Source organism: Sphingomonas sp. QA11 (assembly GCF_028473665.1).
GTDB classification, from domain to species: Bacteria; Pseudomonadota; Alphaproteobacteria; order Sphingomonadales; family Sphingomonadaceae; genus Sphingomonas; species Sphingomonas phytovorans.
Window position 1 is genome coordinate 3223982 of record NZ_CP098774.1, and the last position, 23446, is coordinate 3247427.

Here is a 23446-nt window from a genome sequence, read left to right on the forward strand (position 1 = left end):
ACGTTGAAGCGTTGACCCGGCATCCACCGGCGGCAGGAACCGAAGTCTCCCGGTAGAATACCGATCGGCCCTGGCCCGCTCATCCGCTAGAGTAGCGCGAACCCCAGCGCGGTGTTGACCGCGCCGCATACCGTCGCCAGCCCTGCATTGATCGCCTGCTCGGCGGTCAGGATGCCGATCCCCTTCACGGCCAGCAGCATGGTGCGGGATGTGTTCTTCTGGATATCAAGCTTCAGCCGCGCTTCCTCCGCGTCGATGACGCCCGATGCGTAGAGCTCGCCGATCTGGCGGATCGAGATGGCGATCTTCTCCGCCTCGTTCTTCGCATAGATCTCGGCGGTCTTGCCGCCGCTCACCAGCACTCCGGTCATCGCGCCGGCAATCTCCCCGGTCAGCGCGCTTACATCGATCTGCGCCATCAATTGCCCCCCAGCGGCACGCCGCGTTGCTTGGCCTGTTCGAGCATCAGGATCGCGCCGGTCGATTGCGCCAGCCCGTTGAAGTCGGGCTCCATGATCTGGGCGCTCATGCACTGCTCGGGGCCCTGTCGCGTCTCCTCCCGCCTCTTATGCTGCGCCTCGAGCGCGCTGAGGCTGCTGTCGAGCAGGCCGACCATCTCGATCGTCTGCGCGTTCTTCGCGAACACGCCGACATGGACGCGCAGATCTTCGATATCGGCATGCGCCTTCTGGTAGAATCCGGTCTGGCGCGAATAGACGCAGTCGGGCGTGCCGTAGCTGTAGAGCAAGGCCTGGCGCTCCGCGGAGAAGCTGCTCTGCAAGGCCGAGACCATCTGCTCGGTCTTGCTGTCATAAGGCGCCATCAGGGTCACGGTGCAGGCGCCGAGCAGCAGCGCGGCCATGCTCGCCGCGACAGTGCCGGCAATATGGCGGCCATGAAGCATGAAGCGCCCTCCCCCGAAGATACCCTGCCGCGACTTTATGACGCTCCTGTCGCCCTGTCGATCCAGGCTATAGCCGATCAGGTGCCAATCAGCCGCGCCGTCACAGTTCCTTCCCGGGTCGGCGCGACAACCCGACATCGAGATGCGCGCCGGCATCGAGCAGCATTGTCTCGCCGGTCATCACCCGGTTGTCCGGATCGAGCAGCATCACGACCGGCCCGGCGATATCGTCGGCGCCGGCCGCCATCGCCATCGGTGTCTGCGCGGCGATGCGCGCGTTGAGCGCGGCGAAACCGGCCTCGCCCAGCCTCTTCTCGAACCAGCCGGTCCCGACATAGCCCGGCGCCACCGCATTGACCCGGATCGCCGGCGCCAGCGCGCGGGCAAGGCTCTTCGTCATCGTGACGAGCGCGCCCTTGGACGCGGCATAGGCGACCGACGATCCGTTGCCGAACACACCCGCCACCGAGGCGATGTTGACCACCGCGCCGATTCCGTTTTCGCGCATCGCCGGGGTGCAGGCGCGGATCATCTGGAAAGGCGCGATCGTGTTCAGTCGATAGATGTCGATGAAGTCGTCGGCCGACAGCGCGTCCAGATCCTCGTGATTGGCGAATTTGGTCCGCCCGGCATTGTTGACCAGGAAATCGATCCGCCCGAACGCCTCGACCGCTGCCGCGGCGAGCGACCGGCAGGCTGAATCCTCGGCAATATCGGCCTGCACCGCGATCGCGCCGTCCACCGCCGAGGCGAGCGCTTCGGCCTCGTCCCGGCTGCTCGCATAGTTGATCACGCAGCGCACGCCCCGCGCCGCCAGGCGCCGCACCACCGCCGCGCCGATCCCGGTCCCGCCGCCCGTGACGATCGCAACCGCGCCCTTCATGCCATCGCTCATGACGCCGCTCATGCCTGGGCACTCGGTCGGGCGGAGACACGGTCGTGCCACGCGCGCAGATGTTCCTGCTCCTCGGGAATCGCGATCCCCACGAATCCAGCGAAATCGATGATCGACAGCAGCACGATATCGGCCATCGAATAGCTCTTCCCGTCCAGATACTCCCGGTCGGCGAGCGCCCGGTCGAACTCCCGCATCGCGCCGGTCACTCGTGGCCGCTGGCTCTCCCCGAACTCGGTATATTGCGGCTTCACCACGCGCGCGGTGAAGGGATGGGTGTGGACCCAGACCATCGCCAGCGGCACCATCAGGCGCAGCTCCGCTCGCCGCATCCACATATCGACCTCGGCGATACCGCGCGGCCCCGTGCCGAACATCGGCGGTTCGGGATGCATCGCCTCGAACAGGCGGCAGATCGACACGCTTTCGGTCAGCACGCCGCCATCGTCGAGCTTCAGCGCCGGAATCTGCCCCAGCGGATTCACTTCGAGGAAAGCCGCTCCCTTATGCTCCCCCGCGACGATCGAGAGCGTCTCGCTGGGCACGCTCAGTCCCTTTTCGGCGAGATAGATGCGTACACGGCGCGGATTGGGCGCCGGATTCACCGCGTCGTAGAACAGCATCGGCAACCCTCTCCATTTTTTAGAAGATTGCGTATGGCATTTGCCGCGCGCCTCGCATAGCGGCGTATCATGACAGCCGCCGATATGCTCGCGACCGATTTCGCGACCCTGCCCGACCTGATCCATGCTCATGCAACTGAGCAAGGCAGCAAGACCGCCCTCGCCGCGCTGGAGGGCAGCATCGACTATGCGACACTCGACACGCTGATGGACCGTGTCGCCGCCGCGCTCCAGCGGGACGGCGTCGTACAGGGCCAGGCGGTCGCAATCGTGTCCGCTTCCCGAATCGAGTATGGCGTCGCCTTTCTGGGCATACTGCGCGCCGGCTGCGTCGCCGCGCCGCTCGCTCCCTCCTCGACGCCGGAATCGCTCGCGGCGATGATCGCCGATTGCGGCGCGCCGATCGTCTTTGTCGATGTCGAAGCTGAGGCCGCGCTGGCTAACCAGCCAGTCTCCGCGACCCTGGTTCGCCTTGATACCGACGCCTTCGCCGCATGGCTCGCCCCCGAAGGAAGAAGACCCGCGCCCGTTGCCATCGCACCCGGAGACGGCTTCAACATCATCTATTCCTCCGGTACCACCGGCACGCCCAAGGGCATCGTCCAGAGCCACGCGATGCGCTGGGCCCATATCAACCGCAACGCCTCGGCCGGCTTCGGCGAAGCGGTGACGATGATCGCGACGCCGCTCTATTCCAACACCACACTAGTCAGCTTCCTGCCAACCCTCGGCTGGGGAGGCACAGCGGTGCTGATGAAGAAGTTCGACGCTCGCGGCTTTCTCGAACTCGCCCAGGCCAACCGCGCGACTCACGCGATGCTCGTGCCGGTCCAGTACCAGCGGATCATGGCGCTCCCCGATTTCGACAGCTTCGACCTGTCGGCCTTCCGCCTGAAGACCTGCACCAGCGCGCCCTTCTCCGCCGCGCTCAAGGCCGATGTGCTGGCCCGCTGGCCCGGGCTGCTGGTCGAATATTACGGCATGACCGAAGGAGGCGGCACCTGCCTGCTGATCGCCAACCTCTTTCCCGACAAGCTCCACACCGTCGGCCGCCCGATCGAGGATCACGACATCCGCCTGATCGACGAGGATGGCAAAGAAGTATCGCAGGGCGAGATGGGCGAAGTCGTCGGCCGGTCGCCGGCGATGATGACCGGCTATCACGGCCGCAGCGAGGCAAGTGCCGCGGCCGAATGGTTCGATGCCGAGGGACGGCGCTATATCCGCCACGGCGATGTCGGACGCTTCGACGCCGACGGCTTCCTCACCCTGCTCGATCGCAAGAAGGACCTGATCATCTCAGGCGGGTTCAATATCTATCCGACCGATCTCGAGGCAGTATTGTCGCAGCATCCGGCAGTCGCCGATTGCAGCGTGATCGGGGTGCCGTCGGAGACATGGGGCGAAACGCCGGTCGGCTTCTACGTGCCGCACACCGGGATCGATGCCGGCAATGCCGATATCCTGGCATGGACCAATGCCCAGCTCGGCAAGACCCAGCGCCTCTCGGCGCTCCACGCCATCGACGAGCTGCCGCGCAGCGCGATCGGCAAGGTGCTGAAGCGCGAGCTGCGCGACCGTCTGGCGGAGACCGCGCTGTGACGCCCATCGCCGACATCCTCAGTGGCGCCACGGCGATCAAGGACGGCTTCCGTACGGCGATCCCGGCCGACTGGTTGCAGGGCCGCACCACCTATGGCGGCCTGTCCAGCGCCCTCGCGCTTCATGCAGCGCAGGGAATCGAGCTCGACCTGCCGCCGCTCCGCTCAGCGCAGGTCTCCTTCATCGGCCCGCTCTCGGGCGACGTTAGCGTCACCGCGACCAAGTTGCGCCGCGGGCGCAACGCGGCTTTCATCCAGGCCGACATCACCTCCGAAGCCGGGCTCGGCTACCGCGCGACCTTCGTCTTCATGTCGGACCAGCCCTCACGGATCGAGCTCGACGGCCGGTTGCGCAGCGATCGCCGCCCGCCCGCGCCCGACGCGAAGCTCTATACCGGGCCCGACGAATTCTTCACCGGCAACTTCAACTTCCTCGACCTGAAGGAAGAGGCGGCGGGCGAGGCTGAATGGCTGCGCTGGGCGCGGCTGCGCGCGCCCGACGGGCTCGACCCGATGGTCCATGTGCTGGCCGTCGCCGATGCGCTCCCCCCCGCCGCTTTCAAGCTGCTCGGCAAGCAACCCGCGCCGATCAGTTCGCTCACCTGGATCGTCAACCTGCTTGCCCCGGCACCCGCAACGACTGACGGCTGGTGGCTGCTTTCGGCCCAGTCGGATTATGCGAGGAACGGCTGCTCAAGCCAGGCAATGACGATCTGGAACGCCGACGGCCAGCCCATCGCCCAAGGCATGCAAAGCGTCGCGATCTTCGCCTGATCCAGGTTCGACGCTCATCGATAGTACCACTGTCAGGCGTCAACGGCAGTCAGTCCGCCCCCTGGCTGAGATCAGTCATGGCGGCGCCTCCTCGCACCGCCATTGAATCAAGCGGCGCGCTTGATAGGGCCCGGACCCGACTCGTCGGGACGTAACGTCAGCACCGACGCGCCGGAAGCCGTGACGGCGATCGTGTGCTCGAACTGTGCTGAAAGCGACCCATCCGTCGTCACGACAGTCCAGCCGTCAGCCTCGGTCCTCACGCTGCGCCGGCCCCGATTGAGCATCGGCTCGATCGTGAACACCATGCCTTCACGCAGGACAAGACCGGTTCCCGGCTTCCCGAAGTGGAGAATCTGCGGCTCCTCGTGCATCTCCCGGCCAATGCCGTGACCGCAATATTCACGCACCACGGAATAGCCATTTCGTTTGGCATGCCGTTCGATCGCCCAGCCGATATCTCCGAGCCGGGCGCCCGGGCGAACCGCCCGGATGCCCATCCACATGGCTTCGTAGGTGATCTGGACCAGTCTCCTGGCGGCAGGGTTTACCTCGCCAACCAGATAGGTCTTGCTTGAATCGGCGATATAGCCGTTCTTCTCGAGCGTGATGTCGAAATTGACGATGTCGCCGTCCCGAAGCACTGCCGATGACGATGGGACGCCGTGGCACACCACATCGTTCACCGAAGAGTTCAATACGAAGCCATACCCATATTGGCCCTTGCTCGCTGGCCTGGCATGAAGATTATTGACGATGAAGTGCTCGACCATTTCGTCGACCTGGAGTGTCGACATGCCGGCGAGCGTGGTTCGATCCAGCAGTTCGAATACAGACGCCAGCAGCCGGCCGGATTCAGCCAGCAGCGCCAGTTCCTGAGGCTGCTTCGTCATGCTTCGCTTAACGCCAGCGGCTGAGCCGAAAAGCCAGCGGAACTCAGCTCGCGCTCGATGATCTCGGTGAAGCTGAGCGTCGGATTCGTCTCGCACAGCATGCCCAGCTTTATCCAGTAGGCGGCCTGCGCATTGATCGAGCGAAACGACACCTTGCTCGCCCTGCGCACCTGATCGTGCAGATCGTCATCTATGTTCACAATGCCCATCGGGATTCCAATATACGTTTCATATATGTATCATATATGCTCTGCCCATTGGAAAGCCAAGGGCAGCGTGGAAGCGTCAGGGTCCGGGGCGCACCGCCTGGCGCCCGACGGGAAACGGAACACCGTCGGCAGAACGCCATGACCGTCGCGGCGCCGGGGAAACATGAAATATGCGACAAATTGCGACACTATTGGCCCGTCGCTGACATAGCTTCGCGACACCCTCGAGTGAAAACCCGCATCATGGCCGGCGGGACCGGGCACTCACTGGAGGAAAGTCGCATGCGGAAATATCTTCTCGCCATCGCCTTGGTCAGCACCGCGATCGGTGGTGCCGCGATGGCGGACCAGATGGGCGCAGGCCAGCCCCAGCGCGCCGATACCGACAGGGATGGCACGATCTCCCGTGCCGAATTCATGGCGCGGGCCGAACAGCGTTTCGCGAAGCTGGACGCCAATGGCGACGGCCAGCTCTCCGGCGACGAGCTCGGCGGGCGTGGCGGCGGCCGCCTCATGGCCGCTGACACCAACAAGGACGGCAAGATCAGCAAGGCAGAATATATGGCGCAGGCGGCCGAGCGTTTCGCCCGGCTCGACGCCAATGGCGACGGCAAGATCTCGCCCGACGAAATGAAGGCGACGATGGAGCGCATGCGCGAAGGCCGTGGCGGCTTCGGCGGGCGCCCCGGCGGTGGCGATGGCCCCGGCATGGCACCGCCCCCCGGTGCCGGGCGCCCGATGGGCGGCCATGGCGGCATGATCGCACGGCTCGACACGAACAAGGACGGCAAGATCAGCCGCGAGGAGATGCGCGCGAGCGCGGATGCGCGCTTCGACAAGCTGGACACCAACAAGGACGGCTTCATCGACCAGGCGGAAATCGATGCCGCCCGTGCACAAAGGAAGGATCACATGGGCAGGATGCGCGGCCATGGGCGACACGGCATGACGCCGCCGCCCGGCGCCGCGGCGCCCACACCAGACGCCGGCCAGTAACCCCCGACTGGCCAGGCTGCCGGGCGGGCTGTCCCCCCTCCTCGCCCGCCCGGCATATTCCAAAGGCGACCGATCATGGTAGACGTCGATGTCATGGGAGAAACACCGCATCTTCTGCTGGTCGATGACGAACGCTCGATTCGCGAGCCGCTGGCGCAATATCTCACCAAGCAGGGCTTCCGCGTGACCCAGACGGGCGACGCCGAGGCGGCTCGCACCCGGCTTGCCGCCTATGCGATCGATCTCATCATCCTCGACATCATGATGCCGGGCGAGGACGGACTGAGCCTGTGTCGCCATGTCCGCGAGACGAGCGAGACCCCCGTCATCCTGCTCACCGCGCGCAGCGAGGAGACCGACCGGATCGTCGGGCTTGAAATGGGCGCCGACGACTATGTCGTGAAGCCTTTCTCGCCGCGCGAGCTCGCCGCGCGGGTCAAGGTCATCCTGCGCCGCGCCGCCGCCGGCGGAACCCGCCAGCACGCGCCCGATACCGGCTCGTTCGTCTTTGCCGGCTGGGTGCTGAAATCGGGCGAGCGCGCGCTGGTCGACCGCGAAGGCGTGTCGGTGCCGCTCTCGACCGGTGAATATAATCTTCTCCATGCGCTGGTGACTCGTCCGCGCCAGGTGCTGACGCGCGACCAGCTGCTCGATCTGACCCAGGGTCGCGAGGCGGCTGCGTTCGACCGCGCGATCGACAACCAGGTCAGCCGGCTGCGGCGCAAGATCGAGACCGATCCGAAGAGCCCTGAACTGATCAAGACCGTCTGGGGCGGCGGCTATACGCTCGCATCGGAAGTCACCCGCCTGTGAGGCACATCCGGCTGTGGCCGCGCAATCTTTCCGGGCAGATGGTGTTGCTGATCGCTATCGCGCTGTTCGTGGCGCAGGCGATCAACTTCGCGATCCAGCTCCAGGATCGCCGCGCCTCGCGCTACGATCAGGCGACCGGGCCGGTCGTCACTCGAATCGTCGACGCGGTCGAGCGCGCCAATGCCGGCCGACCCGTCGACCATGACCGGGGCCATGTTCGTCTGGCCGTCATCTCGCCGGTCGATCCCGCCGGGGAGCATCAGCCCGCTGTCGAACAGGGGCTGCGGACCGCGCTCGAGGAAGCCGGCCTGAAGGTCGGCCGGATCGAGACCGAGGTGCGCGCGATCAACAAGGGCGACCGGCGCCTGCGCCGCTGGGGCCCGCGCGTGGCCGAGCGGGCTCTCAAGATGGGCGGGGAGCTGGTCATCGCGGTCGAGCAGCCCGGCCAGGGGTGGCTCGTGCTCAACGCGCCCTGGCCCCGGGCCGAGGCTTATCTGATCTGGCGGCTGATCTGGCAAACGCTGGTGCTCTACGCGATCGTGCTGGTCCCCGTGCTGTGGATCGGCCGGCGGATCTCGCAGCCGCTGCGCAGCCTCACCGCCGCAGCTCGCGCCTTCATGCCTGGCGAAGTCGACGTGCCCGTCGAGGAGCGCGGACCGCAGGATCTGCGCGACGTGATCGCGGCGTTCAACGGCCTACGCCTGCGCGTCTCGGCGATGCTCGACGAGAAGGACCGGATGCTCGGCGCGATCGGCCATGATCTGCGTACGCCGCTGGCCGCGCTCCGCGTCCGCATCGAATCGGTCGAGGACGATACCGATCGCACGAAGATGGCCGACACGATCGAGGAGATGAACCGCACCCTCGACGATATCCTTTCGCTCGCCCGGCTTGGCCGCCCGAGCGAGCCGCTCACCGAGGTCGATCTCGCGGCGCTGGTCGACGCGGTCGTCGAGGATTTCCGCGATCTCGACAATGACGTGACTTTCGAGGAAGCCGCGCGGCTCAGGATGCGCCTGCGCCCCTCGCTGATCCGGCGCGCCGTGCGCAACCTGATCGAGAACGCGATCAAATATGGCGAGTCGGCCGAAGTGCGGGTGGTGCCCGGCGAGCACGAGGTCGCCATCGTCGTCGCCGACAAGGGGCCTGGCATTCCGCCCGAGCATCTCGGCGACGTGTTCGATGCCTTCACCCGGCTCGAGACCTCGCGCAACAAGGAGACGGGCGGCATCGGCCTCGGCCTCGCGCTTGCCCGCGCGATCGTCCGCGAGGCGGGCGGCGACATCACGCTAGTCAACCAGCCCGAGGGCGGACTGGCCGCGACGATCACCCTGCCCAGGCGCTGACCGCGCTACCCGATTCTCCAACAGGAAGTGCGGCATTGATGCTTCCGACGCACAGATGCTGATCCGCTACGACCCATAGTTGCCGCCCCGCGCAATGCCCAACTGGTGTCCGGTTTTACTGGAGATTGAACATGGACCTCGCCCTCAACGACAAGACCGCGCTGGTGACCGGCGGCACCGGCGGCATCGGCCTGGAGATCGCCCGCGCCCTGTCGCGCGAAGGCGCCGCCGTCACCATCACCGGCCGCAGCAGCCGGACAATCGATGCCGCCATCGCCGACATCCGGGCCTCGGGTGGCCCGCCGGTGACAGGGATCGCCGCCGATGTCGCGACCGCGGAGGGCGCGGCGATCGTCACCGCGGCGCTTTCCCGCGTCGACATCCTCGTCAACAATCTCGGCATCTATGAAAGCAAGGCGTTCGGCGACATCAGCGATGCCGACTGGGCCAATCTGTTCGAAGTCAACGTGATGAGCGGTGTCCGCCTCGCGCGCGCCTATCTGCCCGCGATGCTCGAACGAAACTGGGGCCGGATCATCTTCATCTCGAGCGAATCCGCTCTCGCCATCCCGCATGACATGATCCACTATGCCACGACGAAGACCGCCCAGCTCTCCATCGCGCGCGGCCTCTCGCAACTCACGCGCGGCACCGGCGTCACGGTCAATTCGGTGCTTCCCGGGCCGACCCGCTCCGATGGCGTGGTCGAGTTCCTGCGCAGCCAGGCCGCCGATCCCGCAGCACCGATCGAACAGATCGAGGCCGAATTCTTCCGCGATGCCCGCCCCTCCTCGATCATCCAGCGCATGATCGAGGCAAAGGAAATCGGCGACCTCGTCGCCTATATCGCGAGCCCTCGCGCCTCCGCCACCAACGGTGCCGCGATCCGCGCGGAAGGCGGCCTGGTGAACACCATCGCGTGACCCTCACTCTATTCCCCTCGCGCTCGCGGGAGGGGAATAGACGCTGGCGCCCTTCTAATATGCTGCGCTGCATGATAGTGGCGCCCGCATGCTGAATATCAACGGTATCACGGTGCGCCTCGGCGGGCGCACGATCCTCGACCGCGCGACAGCCACGCTGCCGCCGAAGAGCCGCGTCGGCCTGATCGGTCGCAACGGCGCCGGCAAGTCGACCCTGATGAAGGTGATGATCGGATCGATCGAGGCCGATGAGGGCGAGATCGAGATGCCGCGCAAGACGCGCATCGGCTATATCGCGCAGGAAGCGCCGAACGGCACGACCACGCCGATCGAAGCCGTGCTCGCCGCCGATACCGAGCGCGCCGCGCTGATGCACGAAGCCGAGGACTGCCATGATCCCGACCGGGTCGGTGAGATCCACGACCGGCTGATCGCGATCGACGCCTATACCGCCGAGGCGCGTGCTGCGCGCATCCTGGTCGGTCTCGGCTTCGACGAGGAGATGCAGGGCCGTCCGCTCGACAGCTATTCGGGCGGCTGGAAGATGCGCGTCGCGCTCGCCGCCCTGCTCTTCTCCGAACCCGACCTGCTGCTGCTCGACGAGCCCTCGAACCATCTCGATCTCGAAGCGACCCTGTGGCTTGAGAATTTCCTGAAGAGCTATCCGGCGATGATGGTCGTCATCAGCCATGAGCGCGACCTGCTCAACAATGTCGTCGACACCATCCTCCATCTCGAGGGCGGCAAGACGGTGATGTACACCGGCGGCTATGACAGCTTCGAGCAGCAGCGCGCCGAACGCGCCGCGCAGCTCGCCGCGGCCAAGGCGTCGCAGGATGCGCAGCGCGCCAAGCTGCAGGACTATATCGCCCGCAACAGCGCCCGCGCCTCGACCGCGAAACAGGCCCAGTCGCGCCAGAAGATGCTGGCGAAGATGCAGCCGATCGCGGCGATGGCGGAAGATCCTACCCTGTCGTTCGACTTCCCCAGCCCCGACGAGTTGAAGCCGCCGCTCGTCACGCTCGACATGGCCGCGGTCGGCTATACCGAGGGCAAGCCGATCCTGCGCCGCCTCAACCTACGGCTCGACCCGGACGACCGCGTCGCGCTGCTCGGCCGCAACGGCAACGGCAAGACCACGCTCGCCCGTCTGCTTGCCGCCCAGCTCGCCCCGATGGAGGGCGAGATGACCGCGTCGGGCAAAATGCGCGTCGGCTATTTCACCCAGTATCAGGTGGAGGAGCTCGACACCGACGATACGCCACTCGAGCATATGACGCGGATGATGAAGGGCGCCTCGCCCGCCGCCGTCCGCGCGCAGCTCGGCCGCTTCGGCTTCTCGGGTGCCAAGGCGACCACCAAGGTCGGCAAGCTGTCAGGCGGCGAGCGCGCGCGGCTGGCGCTTGCGCTGATCACCCGCGACGCGCCGCACATGCTCATCCTCGACGAGCCGACCAACCATCTCGACGTCGATGCGCGCGAGGCTTTGGTCCAGGCGCTCAACGCCTATGACGGCGCCGTGGTGATCGTCAGCCATGACCGCCACATGATCGAGCTGACCGCCGACCGGCTGGTGCTGGTCGATGCCGGCGCCGCGACTGAATATAATGGCAGCATGGAGGATTATATCGCGTTCGTGCTCTCCAGCGACGGCGCGAGCGGCGGTGGCGGTGCGGCCAAGACCAAGGTCAACAAGAAGGACGAGCGCCGCGCCAATGCCGAGGCGCGCGAGAAAAGCGTGGCGTTGCGCAAGCGCGCCCATGAGGCGGAAGCGCTGGTCGCCAAGCTCTCCAAGCAGCGCAGCGCGATCGATCGCGCGATGTTCGATCTGTCGACCGCGGAGCCCTGGCTCGCCAGGATGAGCATGAGCGACCTGACGAAGCAGCGCGCCGATGTCGCGGCCAAGCTGGAAACCGCCGAGGCAGCCTGGCTTGAGATCAGCGAGGAGCTGGAAACCGTCGAGGCCTGATCCGCACCAGCGCGGATCGCACCATCCCGGGTACACCGGCCCCGGTTCTTTGGCGGGACAGTTCTGTCCGATACACGCGGATGGACGGTGACCGGTCTCGCGCGCCATGCTGGCGTGCCGCGATCCCCCCCTGTTGCCGCCCGGTTCTCCCAGGCCCTCGGCTGTGCCCGATGAATATCTCTCGCGCTCAACGAGCGGCGCTTGAGCGCACGGCGCCGAGGCAGCAGCTCAAGGATAGAAGATGGTGCGGGTGGTCGGAATCGAACCGACACTCCTTGCGGAACCGGATTTTGAGTCCGGCGCGTCTACCAGTTTCACCACACCCGCACGGTGCAGAACCCCACGTGCAGAGCGACTTGAGGTAGCAGGCAGCCCCCATACAACAGCAACGGCAGGATTTCCAAGTGCTCTCGTCACCTCGCTGGCACTCAGGCGAGGATCGGCATTTTTGCACGCCCCACTCCGATTCCGGATGTCTCTTCCAGCAGCGGCGGCGAGCCACCCCGGCGCGTTTTCAGCCCTTATCAAATCGTTGAAGCAGCCCATCCCTGTACGCTGTAATGAAGTTGCTTCGACTTCTCGACAGAAGGTGGACTCCACCTCGGTGGAGATCAGGTTAGCTGCGTCAGGCGATCGTGAAATGTCCTCACCGGACAGTCGAGAATATGGTTGCCGACGCGTTGTTGTCATTCGCATCTAAGCCGATGGGCACCGACGGACTCCGTGCAGTTATGTCTGTCCGCCGCTCTTGCAAAAAAGACAGCAGCAGATCGAAAAACAATTCATGCATTGCAGTTGACGGCACCGCCAATCGCGCTAATGGGCTATATATCCAGTTTGGAGGTAATTATGGCTGACGACACTTCAGATCTCAACGCAACCGAGCTCGCCACCGAGCTGACCATTGCGTGGCTCGGCAATCCCAATAACCGGGTGTCGGCTGAAGAAGTTCCGGCCTTCCTGCAGAAGATGCACGCGACGGTGACAGCACTCGCCAGCGCGACCACAGAGGAAACTGCACCGGAGGCAACCACGGAGCATGTTCCGGCCGTTACAGTGCGCAAGTCGCTCGCGTCGAAGGATCACATCATCTCGCTGATCGACGGCAAGCCTTACAAGACGCTGCGTCGTCATCTTTCGGGCCATGGCCTGACGCCTGACGAATATCGCGCACGCTACGGCCTGAAGTCCGATTATCCGATGGTCGCCGAGACCTATTCGGAGGCGCGCCGCGCCATGGCCAAGAAGATCGGCCTCGGCCGCAAGCCTGGCCCGCGCAAGGCTCCGGCCGCCGCATCGGACGCAACCGACGCGCCCAAGGCATCGCGCGGCCGGCCGAAAAAGACCGTCTGAGGCATTTTTCCTTTGCTGATGAAGGGCGGGCAACCAGGCGGTTGTCCGCCCTTCATCATTGTGGGCCGCCGGCGGCTATGCGCCGCATGGACGGCGCCCTTTTTGCCCTCGCTTCATTGACCGCCGAACGGGTCGGCAGATATCGCGCCATGCAGTCGATCCTGGCGCAAGAACAGGCGCGCGCCATCCGCCTTCATGCCGGCGACGCGTATTTCATCAATGCAAGGCCAATGATGATGAGGCATGCGGCGGCGATCCGCAGCGGATTTGCCTGCTCGCCCAAGATCGCGACACCCACCGCGAACGCGCCGATCGCGCCAATGCCGGTCCAGATAGTATAGGCCGTTCCAAGCGGCAGCGTCTTCATCGATATCGACAACAGGCCGAAGCTGGCGATCATCGTTACGATCGTGATGACGGATGGTATGATCCGGGTGAAGCCGTCCGACTGCTTCATGAAGAAGGCCCAGACGACCTCGAGAACACCAGCGATACCCAACAGAATCCAAGCCATGACGGCTCTCCTTTCAAAGAGCCGGGCCGTCCCGGACATGCTTCCCAACACGGGCGAGGGCGTGGCCTCCGTCCCGATATCGATATTTAGAGTGCCGAGGTCAAGTGACCCGCCATGGGTCGCGTTCCCATGCGGTTTTGGGAAGCCCATAAGCCACCATTTCGCCTCCAACTTCGTTTCGCATCCGTCCCCTGTCTGCCTATGCTGAGAGCGAGCGGAGGGACCTCGGCATGGATATGCTGACGGTTCCTGCGCCTCTCGGGATTGCGCGGGTGCCCCCCGTTCGCCCTTTCCGCAACCGCCGCCCGGAAGGGCGTCCGGTGCGATAGCCAGGAGGAAGATCATGGTCGCGACGACGCCTGCCCCCTTGCCGCCCCAGCAACCCGTCGGTTACTCCGGCCTCTACCCGACAGCCGACACCGCCTGGAGCATCGCGAACGGCCAGGTGATGGTCGCGCAGGTAACGTCCAGTGTTGCCGCGACGCCGCAACCCTTCGTCTTCAAGGGCGTCCGCTACCAGCCGACACCACTCGACATCAACGGCGGCGCGGCCGGCACGCCGATGGGCGATTTCTACTATATCGGGATGAACGGCACTGGTCCCGATGCCAAGACGATGATGATGTACCAGCCGATCTGGACCCGCGACGTCGGACCGAACGGGCTGATCCGTCAGCTCGGCGCCAACAATATCGGCGTATATGGCAGCTTCAACATGCCGCCCTTCACCCTGTCGAATTCGGACGGCTCCGGCACCGTGGTCTCATCGGCGGGCAACGCCGCGATCGACTGGACCGCGCTCGGGCCGATCCGCTACGTCGAGGCAGGCGGGGTGGAATATCCGACCTATATGCCACAGGGAGCGGACGCCAAGCAGGCGCCGCCCTATTGGTATCATTATTGCCATGACGGCTTTCTGGACATGTGCTGGAACGACGGGGTCGATCCGATCTACGTGTTCCTGTCGGTCGGCGTATCGACGGCGGCGTTCTTCTCGGCGAACACAGCCCCGGCCTCGGGGTATGAATATACCCAGGTCCAGCAATATTATCTCGATACGGCGACCTGGCTTGGCCAGAGCTATGGCCATCACCCGGCCCTTGCGGGATTCTACATCACCAACGAGACCAACCAGCCTGGACCCACCGGCACGTACCAATATCGTGAATATTGGGATTTTCTGAACCGGGTCGGCAAGGCATTGAAGGAGGGGGCGCCCAACAAGCTCACCCTCGCGGCGATGCAGGACGATATCAGCACGCTGACGACTCAGCTGATGCAATATACCACGCCCCCCGTTCCGGGTGGTGGCGTGCCCGACACTCAGTTGCTCTACGTCGATAGCACCGGGCAGATCACGACGACCGCCACGAACAACCAGCCCGCTTATTCCACCGATATCTACGACCTCGACCTGTGGGGCTGGAATCTCTACGCGGCACCCGGCCCGACCACGCCGATCATCTCTTATCTCAGCCAGCGCAAGGCCGCGAACCTGCCGATGGCGCCGGTGGTGCTCAGCGAGATCGGCATTCCGCAAGCCATGCGCTACACTCAGGTCGCGGGCACTAGCTTCGGCACGATGGGTGGAAACGACCCCTATGTCGTCAACCCCAATGGCTATCAGGCAGTCTGGGGGACGACAGTCGCCGATCCGACCACCGACACACTCACGCTGCAACCCTATCTTCCCGGTACGATCCTTGGCCAGGAAAGCCTCGCGGTCGTCACCACGACCAATGCCTTGCGGACATCGTCGAACTTCTTCACCGACAATCCGGACTATAATGCTGGCGGGCTGGTCGCCTATGAAAGCGACACCGGCAATTATTACCTTTTCCAGGGTGTCCCGCAAAATCCGGACAGCCCGGGGCTGCCGGCACCAAGCTGGGTCCTGCTCGACGCGACGATCTACGGGACGCTGCTTGCCGGCCTGATGGCATCCCCAACGCCGCTGGCGGCCGCGGGCCCCGCAGTGGCGCTCTATGCCTATCTCCAGGCGGCCAATGCCTATCAGGTAGGCAATAACGCGGTCGCTGCCGCAAACCAGCTGCTCCAGGGCGTCCAGGTCTTCGAATTCTCCGACGAATGGTACAAATGGATGGACCCGTCAGTCACCGACCCGACCACGATCCAGACCGCATCCGGCGTCCACGATTTCCGCGACACCGCGATCGCCCCCTGGGGCCCGGCGAACGCGCAATTCTACACGACGTGGGAAGAGGAATGGTTCGGCCTCTGCTCAGTGTTGCCGAACGGCCGCAGCTCTACCGACCCCGCGATCAACACCTATGGCTGGCTTGCGGGCAATGGCGCCGATCTGCTTACGCCTCGCGCCAGCTACATGGTCGTGCAGCAGTTCTTCGGCCAATAGATCAGACTGCCGGCGAGCGTTGATTCCCCGGGGACGGCTGACGCGGCCGCCCCGGGTTTCAATTCCGTGGCGCCTGCCGACGATAACTGAGCGCCTCACCGACATGGAGGCGCCCTATCCCCTCGCTCCCCGCGAGATCGGCGATCGTCCGCGCGACGCGCAGGATGCGGGTGTAGCCCCGCGCTGACAGGCGCATCGCCTCCGATGCCTGGGCCAGCAGCTTGCGACCGGCCTCGTCCGGCGTCGCGACTGCCTCCAGCAGCACGCCGTCCACTTCGGCGTTGGTGCGGATGGGATGGTCGGCATAGCGTTTCGCCTGGATCGCACGCGCCGCAGCGACTCTGGCGCCGACCTCCTTCGATCCTTCCGACGGCGGCGGCAGGACGAGATCGGCCGCGCTCACCGCCTGCACTTCTACATGCAGGTCGATCCGGTCGAGCAGCGGCCCCGATACCTTGGTCTGGTAGTCAGCCGCGCAGCGCGGCGCCCGCGAACAGGCAAGCGACGCGTCGCCGAGATGGCCACAGCGGCACGGGTTCATCGCTGCGATCAACTGAACTCGCGCCGGGAAGGTCACATGCGCATTGGCCCGCGCAACACTGACCGTGCCCGTCTCAAGCGGCTGACGCAGCGAATCGAGCACTACGCGCTGAAACTCCGGCAATTCGTCGAGGAACAGCACGCCGAGATGGGCAAGGCTCACTTCACCCGGCTTCACCTTCAGCCCGCCGCCGACCAGCGCCGCCATCGACGCCGAATGGTGCGGCGCGCGGAACGGCCGCGTGCGGGTCAACCGCCCGCCGCTGAGCGTGCCGGCAACGCTCGCCACCATCGACACCTCGAGCGCCTCGGCGGCGTCGAGCGGAGGCAGGATACCCGGCAGGCACGCCGCCATCAGCGATTTGCCCGCGCCCGGCGGGCCCACCATCACCATATTGTGGCCGCCCGCCGCCGCGATCTCCAGCGCGCGCTTGGCGGTTTCCTGCCCTTTCACCTGCGCCAGATCGGGGCCGACTCCGACCTCCTCCACCTCGCCCGGCTCCGGCGAAGACAGCAAGCCGTGGCCCTTGAAATGGTTGAGTAGCGCCAGGATGTCGGGCGCGGCCAGCACCTGCACGCCACTCGCCCAAGCGGCTTCCGGGCCTTGCGCCACGGGGCAGACGAGCCCCTTGCCGATCTCCGACGCATGCAGCGCCGCGAGCAGCACGCCGGGCGAGGACGCCACACGTGCGTCGAGGCCAAGCTCCCCCACCACGACATAATCGGCGAGCGTCTCGGCATCGACGACGCCCATCGCGCCAAGTAGCGCAAGCGCGATCGGCAGATCGAAATGCGACCCTTCCTTGGGCAGATCCGCCGGCGACAGATTCACGACGATTCGCTTGGGCGGCAGCGACAGGCCCATTGCCGCGATCGCGCCGCGCACACGCTCGCGACTCTCCGCCACGGCCTTGTCGGCCAGACCAACGACGTTGAAGGCGGGCAGGCCAGGGATCAGCTGGACCTGCACTTCGACGGCGCGCGCCTCGAGGCCGAGATACGCCACCGTCGATACGCTCGCGACCATATTGCCCCGTCTCCCCCGGAAGAGCGTTGTTCATACGCAGTTTTGTCCGGGAAGAAACCGGTCGCCGATCAGGAACAAGTGTCTTGCCAAACCAACACACCGAACCCACATCACACCCCATGCGCAGGACACGCCATCCGACGATCCGCTTCTGCCTGTTCTGGCTGGGCATCCTGCTGGTGATCGCGACGCCGCTGGTCGGCATACTCCCCGGACCGGGCGGTATCTTCGTCTTCGCAGGCGGGCTGGCGCTGATGCTGCAGAATTCGCGCTGGGCGAAACGGCAGTTCGTCCATGGCAAGCGCCGCTGGCCAAGGCTCGGCCGTTACGCCGACATGGGTCTCCGCCGTGCGAGCGCCCGCCGTCGCCGCGAGCGCGAGGCCCTCGAACGTTGACTAACCCGCACTCTTTGCCTAAGGGCACCCGCTACGAGGCCGTCCGCGTGGCGGCCCTTTTCTATTCAGACGACCAGGGAATGAACGATGAAGCGGACCTTTCAGCCGAGCAATCTGGTGCGCGCGCGCCGGCACGGTTTCCGGTCGCGGATGGCGACTCCGGGCGGCCGCAACGTGATTCGCGCTCGTCGCAATCGCGGCCGCAAGAAGCTGTCGGCCTGACGACCCCCGCCCGTAAGGGCGAGATTATCGGTCTTCGTATCCGCCGCGATTTTCTCGCGGCGAATGCGGGAAAACGCGCACCGATGCCGGGATTCGTCCTGCTCGTGCGTGATCGCGCCGATGGCGATCCATCGATGCGAATCGGGTACACCGTCACCAAGAAGATCGGCAATGCGGTCGTGCGCAACCGCATGAAGCGCCGGCTGCGTGCGCTCGCCCATGATCTGCTGCCCGAATCGGGCATTCGTGGCGCGGATCATGTGCTGATCGGGCGCAACGGTGGCATCGAACGCGATTTCGCGCAGCTTCGCGCCGATCTTTCCAAAGCATTGGCGAAGGTGGCGCGGTGACAGCCCTCCCACGCGTCATGCCGGACTTGTTCCGGCATCCATGTTTCCACCCGCGATGCGCCCCGTTTTCGGACGGTGCGCCCGCGGCAAAATGGACCCCGGAACAAGTCCGGGGTGACGGAAACGGGGCACGCGCCTCATGCTGACCCGCCTCCTCGTGGCCCTTGTCCGCTTCTGGCAGATCGGCCCGTCAGTCATCCTGCCACCGAGTTGCCGCTATCAGCCGACCTGTTCAAGCTATGCAATCGAGGCCCTTCGCCGCTATGGCGCGCTGAAGGGCGGGTGGCTGGCGGCAAGACGGATCGCGCGGTGCCATCCCTGGGGCGGGTTCGGTCACGATCCGGTTCCCTGAACAAATGCCGGATCAAACGCCTATCATGAGCGGGACATCACTCACGTGAATAACGACAATAAGAATTTCATCCTGTTCGCGGTGTTCGCCGCGCTGGTCCTGTTCGGCTGGCCGATCGTGACGGCGAAGTTCTTCCCGGCGGCCAACCCGCCCGTGACGAAGATCGAGCGCGGCAAGACCGAGATCGTCGCGAATCCCGGGGCAAGCCCGGCGGCAAACAGCAGCACCGCGACGCGTGATCGCAAGATCGTGCTGGCGGAATCCCCACGCGTGCTGGTCGAGACCTCGGAACTGAAGGGGTCGATTAACCTGAAGGGCGCGCGGATCGATGATCTGGTGCTGCTCAAATACAAGGAAACGATCGACAAGAACTCCCCGCCGATCCGGCTTCTGTCACCGTCCGGCACCAAGGACGCCTATTTTGCCGGCTTCGGCTGGTCCGGCGATGGCGTCGCCGTGCCCGGTCCCGATACGGTCTTCACTGCCAGCGCCCCGGTCCTGAGCCCGGGCAAGCCAGTAACGCTCAGCTGGGCCAATCCAACCGGCCAGAAGTTCGTGATTCGCCTCGCGGTCGACGAGCACTTCATGTTCACAGCCGATCAGGCAGTCATGAATAGCGGTACCGCCGCGGTGAAGGTTGCGCCCTATGCCCTGGTGTCGCGCGCCGGGCCGGGCGCCGATGTGGATACCTGGACCAACCATATCGGCCCGATCGGTACCTTCGGCAACGGCACGACCTACGACATCACCTATGACAATCTGCACGGCAAGGAACCGAGCTTCTTCGGCAAGATTTTCGGCAACAGCGGCCGGCCGGGCGACAATTATTACGATACCGTGGGTGGCTGGGCCGGGTTCGGCGACAAATACTGGCTGGCGGCGCTGATCCCCGATCAGAAGGCACCGGTACATTCCGGCTTCCGCGCCACGGCCCCCGGAACCAATTTCCAGGCCGATGTATCGCGGGCTGCCGCGACCGTCCCGTCCGGTTCGCAGATGATCACGACGACTCACCTGTTCACGGGTGCGAAGGAAGTGAACACGCTCGACCGCTATGAGGACACACTGAAAATCCCGCATTTCGGCAAGGCGATCGATTGGGGCTGGTTCGAGATCGTCGAAAAGCCGATCTTCAAATATCTCGACTGGCTGTTCCGCATGGTCGGCAATTTCGGCCTGGCAATCATCCTGCTCACGCTGACGATCCGCGGCCTGATGTTCCCGATCGCCCAGCGCCAGTTCGCCTCAATGGCCAATATGCGCGCGATACAGCCCAAGATGAAAGCGCTGCAGGAGAAGCACAAGGACGACAAGACGCGCCAGCAGCAGGAGATCATGGCGCTGTACAAGGCGGAGAAGGTCAATCCCCTCGCTGGCTGCCTGCCGACCTTCCTCCAGATCCCGATCTTCTACGCACTGTACAAGGTACTGCTGCTGACGATCGAAATGCGCCACCAGCCGTTCGTGCTGTGGATCAAGGATCTGTCTGCGCCCGATCCGGCGACGATCCTCAACCTGTTCGGCTACCTGCCCTTCACGGTGCCCCATTTCCTGGCGATCGGCGTCATTCCCGTCCTGCTCGGCATCTCGATGTATTTCCAGTTCAAGCTGAACCCGGCCCCAATGGACGAGGCGCAGAAGCAGGTCTTCGCGCTGATGCCCTGGGTGCTGATGTTCGTGATGGCCCCGTTCGCGGTCGGCCTGCAGATCTACTGGATCACCTCGAACACGCTGACCATCCTCCAGCAGCGCCTGCTCTATGCGCGGCATCCGGGGATGAAAGTGGCGATAGCGAAATGACCCATGGCTGATCCCTTCGAACCCGAGATGATCGAGGCCGCGCGAAAGACCTTCGCCGGCCCCGTCACTTTCCTGAAATCGGCGCCCAAGCTGGAATTCCTACCTGACGCGACCGTACCCGAGATCGCGTTCGCCGGTCGCTCCAACGTCGGCAAGTCGTCGCTGCTCAACGCGCTGACCGGTCGCAACGCGCTTGCCCGCACGTCGAACACGCCGGGCCGCACGCAGGAACTGAACTTCTTCGACGTGGGGGATCCCCTCGCCTTCCGGCTGGTCGACATGCCGGGCTATGGTTTCGCCAAGGCGCCCAAGGACATCGTCAAGAAATGGCGATTCCTGGTCAACGACTTCCTGCGTGGTCGGCAGGAGCTTAAGCGCGCCCTGGTATTGATCGACGCCCGCCACGGCATCAAGGATGTCGACCGCGAGATTCTCGAGATGCTCGACAAGGCCGCCGTCAGCTACCGCATCGTCCTGACCAAGGCCGACAAGATCAAGCCAAGCGAGCTTGCCGAGGTCGTCGCGAAGACCGCCGAGGAAGTCCGCAAGCGGCCTGCGGCGCATCCCGATATCCTCGAAACCTCAAGCGAGACTGGCCTCGGCATCCCCGAACTGCGCGCTGCGGTGATCGAGGCGATCGGCTGAACGGCATAATTCCCCCTCGCACTGACTCAAATTCCGTTGCATATCGCTACCCATAAATATGGGAGAAACGCGATGACCATCACGACAGGCCTGCAGATCAGTTCGCTGATCACCCCCGAAGGCGAGCTTCGCCTCTCGCTGGACGATGTCGCGATTCCCGCCCCGGGCGCCGACCAGATTGTCGTTCGCATGGAAGCAGCGCCGCTCAACCCGTCGGATCTTGGCCTGCTGCTCGGCCCGGCGGACCTGTCGACGATCGCGGCCAGCGGTACCGCCGAACGACCGCTCGTGACCGCGTCGGTCAACCCCGCTTTCCTCCCCTCGCTCCAGGCGCGGATCGGTGAGGCGATGGCGGTCGGCAATGAAGGCGCCGGCATCGTGGTCGACGCAGGCGACGATGCGAAGCATCTCATCGGCCGCACCGTCGCCGTGCTCGGCGGATCGATGTATTCGCAATATCGCGTCATGCGCGTCGGTGAGGCAATGGTCCTGCCGGAGGGCACGACTGCGGCTCAGGGCGCCTCCTGCTTCGTGAACCCGCTGACCGCGCTCGCCATGGTCGAGACGATGCGCGCGGAAGGGCACACCGCATTGGTCCACACCGCCGCCGCCTCCAACCTCGGCCAGATGCTCAACCGAATCTGCATCGCCGACGGCGTGCCGCTGGTGAACGTCGTCCGCAGCGAAGCCCAGGCCAAGATCCTGACTGATATCGGCGCGAAATATGTCGTCGACAGCACCACGCCGGATTTCCGTAACAAGCTTGTCGACGCACTGATGGAAACCGGCGCGACGCTCGCCTTCGACGCGGTCGGCGGTGGTCCGCTGGCGGGGCAGTTGATTGCCGCCATGGAGATTGCCGCGACTCGGAAAATGACCTCGTACAGCCGCTACGGCTCAACCACCCACAAGCAGGTCTATATCTACGGCGTGCTCGATACGCGCCCTACGGAGATCGGCCGCAACACCGGCATGGCCTGGGGCGTGGGCGGCTTCCTGCTCACCTATTTCCTGATGAAGGCCGGGCAGGAAACCGGCCAGCGCATGCGCGCCCGCGTCACCGCCGAACTGACCACCACCTTCGCCAGCCACTACACCTCGGAAATCTCGCTTGCCGAGACGCTGCAGCCCGAGACGATCGCCGCCTATGCGCGCAAGGCGACCGGCGAGAAATTCCTGATCAACCCGAACAAGGGCCTGTAACGACACGCCGGGCGCGGGAGTTGCCGCCCGCGCCCGGCCCGTCTATCCCCCGCGCATGCTCAAGCTCATCATCGGCAACAAGGCCTATTCCTCCTGGTCGCTGCGCGGCTGGCTCGCCTGCAAGCAGTCCGGGCTGCCCTTCGAGGAAGTGGTCGTGCCGCTCTACGATGCCGACTGGGACAAGCGCCGCGAAGGCGACGAATTCGCCCCCTCCTCGGGCAAGGTGCCGATCCTGTGGGACGGCGATGCCGTGGTATGGGACAGCCTGGCGATCATAGAATATCTCGCCGAAAAGACCGAACGGGCGAAATTCTGGCCCGAGGACGACAATGCCCGCGCCATGGCCCGCTCGATGGCAGCGGAGATGCACTCGAGCTTCACCGCGCTGCGCCGCAAGCATAGCATGAACATCCGCCAGGTCTTCCCGCCCAAGCGGCCCGACGAGGACGTGCTCGCCGATCTCGGCCGTATCATGGAGCTGTGGGCACAGGCACGCGCCCGTTTCGGCGGCGACGGCCAGTTCCTGTTCGGGGAGTTCGGCGCGGCGGACATGATGTTCGCGCCGGTCGTCACCCGAATCGTCACCTACAGCCTGCCGATCGCCCGCTTCGCCGCCGGCTATATGGACGCGGTACTGCAGCACCCCTTCATGCAGGACTGGATCGCCGGCGCGCAGGAAGAGGAATGGGTGATCGAGAAGTTCGAGGTGCCGGTCGCCTAATTCC

General features: G+C 64.9%; 25 protein-coding genes and 1 tRNA gene. 17 read left to right on the plus strand and 9 right to left on the minus strand.

Annotated elements, in window-relative coordinates; genetic code table 11:
- Positions 1–86: 86 nt before the first annotated feature.
- The 4 genes from NDN01_RS14875 to NDN01_RS14890 all read right to left on the minus strand — a co-directional run bounded on the left by NDN01_RS14875 (position 87) and on the right by NDN01_RS14890 (position 2422).
- Positions 87–419 (minus strand): hypothetical protein, encoded by a 333-nt coding sequence (locus NDN01_RS14875; protein WP_272622433.1) that lies wholly within the window; start codon positions 417–419, stop codon positions 87–89.
- The gene (locus tag NDN01_RS14880; protein ID WP_272622435.1) at positions 419–904 is read right to left on the minus strand and encodes a hypothetical protein; all 486 of its coding nucleotides are present in this window, start codon (positions 902–904) and stop codon (positions 419–421) included. Before NDN01_RS14880 ends, NDN01_RS14875 begins: the two co-directional genes overlap by 1 nt.
- 100 nt (positions 905–1004) lie before the next feature.
- Complete coding sequence (locus NDN01_RS14885; RefSeq protein WP_272622437.1) at positions 1005–1799, minus strand: SDR family NAD(P)-dependent oxidoreductase; 795 nt, start codon at positions 1797–1799, stop codon at positions 1005–1007.
- 8 nt (positions 1800–1807) lie between these two features.
- Positions 1808–2422, minus strand: coding sequence for a glutathione S-transferase family protein (locus NDN01_RS14890; protein WP_272622439.1), 615 nt, complete (start codon positions 2420–2422; stop codon positions 1808–1810).
- Between the two features lie 69 nt (positions 2423–2491).
- Here NDN01_RS14890 and NDN01_RS14895 point away from each other — a divergent pair, with 69 nt between their 5' ends.
- Together NDN01_RS14895 and NDN01_RS14900 are read left to right on the plus strand one after the other, a co-directional pair.
- A complete protein-coding gene (locus tag NDN01_RS14895) occupies positions 2492–4024 on the plus strand; it encodes a class I adenylate-forming enzyme family protein (RefSeq protein WP_272622441.1) in 1533 nt (510 codons plus the stop codon).
- Positions 4021–4797: a thioesterase family protein gene (locus NDN01_RS14900; protein ID WP_272622443.1), complete on the plus strand. Its 777-nt coding sequence runs from the start codon at positions 4021–4023 to the stop codon at positions 4795–4797. The genes NDN01_RS14895 and NDN01_RS14900 overlap by 4 nt, the downstream gene beginning before the upstream one ends.
- Before the next feature lie 107 nt (positions 4798–4904).
- Here the strand turns inward: NDN01_RS14900 and map are convergent, their stop codons facing one another.
- Both map and NDN01_RS14910 read right to left on the minus strand, forming a co-directional pair.
- The gene (gene map / locus NDN01_RS14905) at positions 4905–5690 is read right to left on the minus strand and encodes a type I methionyl aminopeptidase (protein ID WP_272622445.1); all 786 of its coding nucleotides are present in this window, start codon (positions 5688–5690) and stop codon (positions 4905–4907) included.
- A complete protein-coding gene (locus NDN01_RS14910; RefSeq protein WP_272622447.1) occupies positions 5687–5899 on the minus strand; it encodes a ParD-like family protein in 213 nt (70 codons plus the stop codon). Before NDN01_RS14910 ends, map begins: the two co-directional genes overlap by 4 nt.
- A gap of 282 nt (positions 5900–6181) precedes the next feature.
- Here NDN01_RS14910 and NDN01_RS14915 point away from each other — a divergent pair, with 282 nt between their 5' ends.
- The 5 genes from NDN01_RS14915 to NDN01_RS14935 all read left to right on the plus strand — a co-directional run bounded on the left by NDN01_RS14915 (position 6182) and on the right by NDN01_RS14935 (position 11946).
- Positions 6182–6895 carry an EF-hand domain-containing protein gene (locus NDN01_RS14915; protein ID WP_272622449.1) on the plus strand — a complete coding sequence of 238 codons (714 nt, stop codon included), beginning with the start codon at positions 6182–6184 and terminating at the stop codon, positions 6893–6895.
- 93 nt (positions 6896–6988) lie between these two features.
- Complete coding sequence (locus NDN01_RS14920) at positions 6989–7708, plus strand: response regulator (protein ID WP_272628226.1); 720 nt, start codon at positions 6989–6991, stop codon at positions 7706–7708.
- Between the two features lie 38 nt (positions 7709–7746).
- Positions 7747–9054, plus strand: a complete 1308-nt coding sequence (locus tag NDN01_RS14925) for a sensor histidine kinase (RefSeq protein ID WP_272628229.1) — start codon at positions 7747–7749, stop codon at positions 9052–9054.
- 131 nt (positions 9055–9185) lie between these two features.
- Positions 9186–9977 (plus strand): SDR family NAD(P)-dependent oxidoreductase, encoded by a 792-nt coding sequence (locus NDN01_RS14930; protein ID WP_272622451.1) that lies wholly within the window; start codon positions 9186–9188, stop codon positions 9975–9977.
- Between the two features lie 88 nt (positions 9978–10065).
- Entirely contained in the window at positions 10066–11946 is a 1881-nt protein-coding gene (locus NDN01_RS14935) for an ABC-F family ATP-binding cassette domain-containing protein (protein WP_272622453.1), read from the plus strand.
- Between the two features lie 242 nt (positions 11947–12188).
- Here the strand turns inward: NDN01_RS14935 and NDN01_RS14940 are convergent.
- Positions 12189–12273 (minus strand) — tRNA-Leu (locus NDN01_RS14940).
- Between the two features lie 522 nt (positions 12274–12795).
- On the opposite strand from NDN01_RS14940, the gene NDN01_RS14945 reads away from it, so the two are divergent.
- A complete protein-coding gene (locus tag NDN01_RS14945) occupies positions 12796–13299 on the plus strand; it encodes a MucR family transcriptional regulator (protein ID WP_272622455.1) in 504 nt (167 codons plus the stop codon).
- A gap of 193 nt (positions 13300–13492) precedes the next feature.
- On the opposite strand, the gene NDN01_RS14950 is transcribed toward NDN01_RS14945, so the two are convergent.
- On the minus strand, positions 13493–13813 hold the full coding sequence (locus tag NDN01_RS14950) for a DMT family transporter (RefSeq protein ID WP_272628231.1): 321 nt from the start codon (positions 13811–13813) through the stop codon (positions 13493–13495).
- 343 nt (positions 13814–14156) lie between these two features.
- Between NDN01_RS14950 and NDN01_RS14955 the strand changes: the two genes are divergently transcribed.
- Entirely contained in the window at positions 14157–16187 is a 2031-nt protein-coding gene (locus tag NDN01_RS14955; protein WP_272622457.1) for a hypothetical protein, read from the plus strand.
- 58 nt (positions 16188–16245) lie between these two features.
- On the opposite strand, the gene NDN01_RS14960 is transcribed toward NDN01_RS14955, so the two are convergent.
- The gene (locus tag NDN01_RS14960) at positions 16246–17754 is read right to left on the minus strand and encodes a YifB family Mg chelatase-like AAA ATPase (protein WP_272622459.1); all 1509 of its coding nucleotides are present in this window, start codon (positions 17752–17754) and stop codon (positions 16246–16248) included.
- A 119-nt stretch (positions 17755–17873) separates the two neighbouring features.
- Here NDN01_RS14960 and NDN01_RS14965 point away from each other — a divergent pair, with 119 nt between their 5' ends.
- From NDN01_RS14965 to NDN01_RS15000, 8 genes are all read left to right on the plus strand, one after another.
- Entirely contained in the window at positions 17874–18149 is a 276-nt protein-coding gene (locus tag NDN01_RS14965; protein ID WP_272622461.1) for a hypothetical protein, read from the plus strand.
- An 87-nt stretch (positions 18150–18236) separates the two neighbouring features.
- Positions 18237–18371, plus strand: coding sequence for a 50S ribosomal protein L34 (gene rpmH, locus NDN01_RS14970; RefSeq protein WP_010162954.1), 135 nt, complete (start codon positions 18237–18239; stop codon positions 18369–18371).
- Between the two features lie 83 nt (positions 18372–18454).
- On the plus strand, positions 18455–18721 hold the full coding sequence (rnpA, locus tag NDN01_RS14975; RefSeq protein ID WP_272622465.1) for a ribonuclease P protein component: 267 nt from the start codon (positions 18455–18457) through the stop codon (positions 18719–18721).
- A 139-nt stretch (positions 18722–18860) separates the two neighbouring features.
- Complete coding sequence (gene yidD / locus NDN01_RS14980) at positions 18861–19073, plus strand: membrane protein insertion efficiency factor YidD (protein WP_272622467.1); 213 nt, start codon at positions 18861–18863, stop codon at positions 19071–19073.
- A 45-nt stretch (positions 19074–19118) separates the two neighbouring features.
- The gene (yidC, locus tag NDN01_RS14985) at positions 19119–20873 is read left to right on the plus strand and encodes a membrane protein insertase YidC (protein WP_272622469.1); all 1755 of its coding nucleotides are present in this window, start codon (positions 19119–19121) and stop codon (positions 20871–20873) included.
- Positions 20874–20876: 3 nt separating this feature from the next.
- Positions 20877–21518 carry a ribosome biogenesis GTP-binding protein YihA/YsxC gene (yihA, locus tag NDN01_RS14990; protein ID WP_272622471.1) on the plus strand — a complete coding sequence of 214 codons (642 nt, stop codon included), beginning with the start codon at positions 20877–20879 and terminating at the stop codon, positions 21516–21518.
- A gap of 72 nt (positions 21519–21590) precedes the next feature.
- The gene (locus NDN01_RS14995; protein ID WP_272622473.1) at positions 21591–22721 is read left to right on the plus strand and encodes a zinc-binding dehydrogenase; all 1131 of its coding nucleotides are present in this window, start codon (positions 21591–21593) and stop codon (positions 22719–22721) included.
- 55 nt (positions 22722–22776) lie between these two features.
- A complete protein-coding gene (locus tag NDN01_RS15000; RefSeq protein ID WP_272622475.1) occupies positions 22777–23442 on the plus strand; it encodes a glutathione S-transferase family protein in 666 nt (221 codons plus the stop codon).
- The last annotated feature ends 4 nt before the right edge of the window (positions 23443–23446 follow it).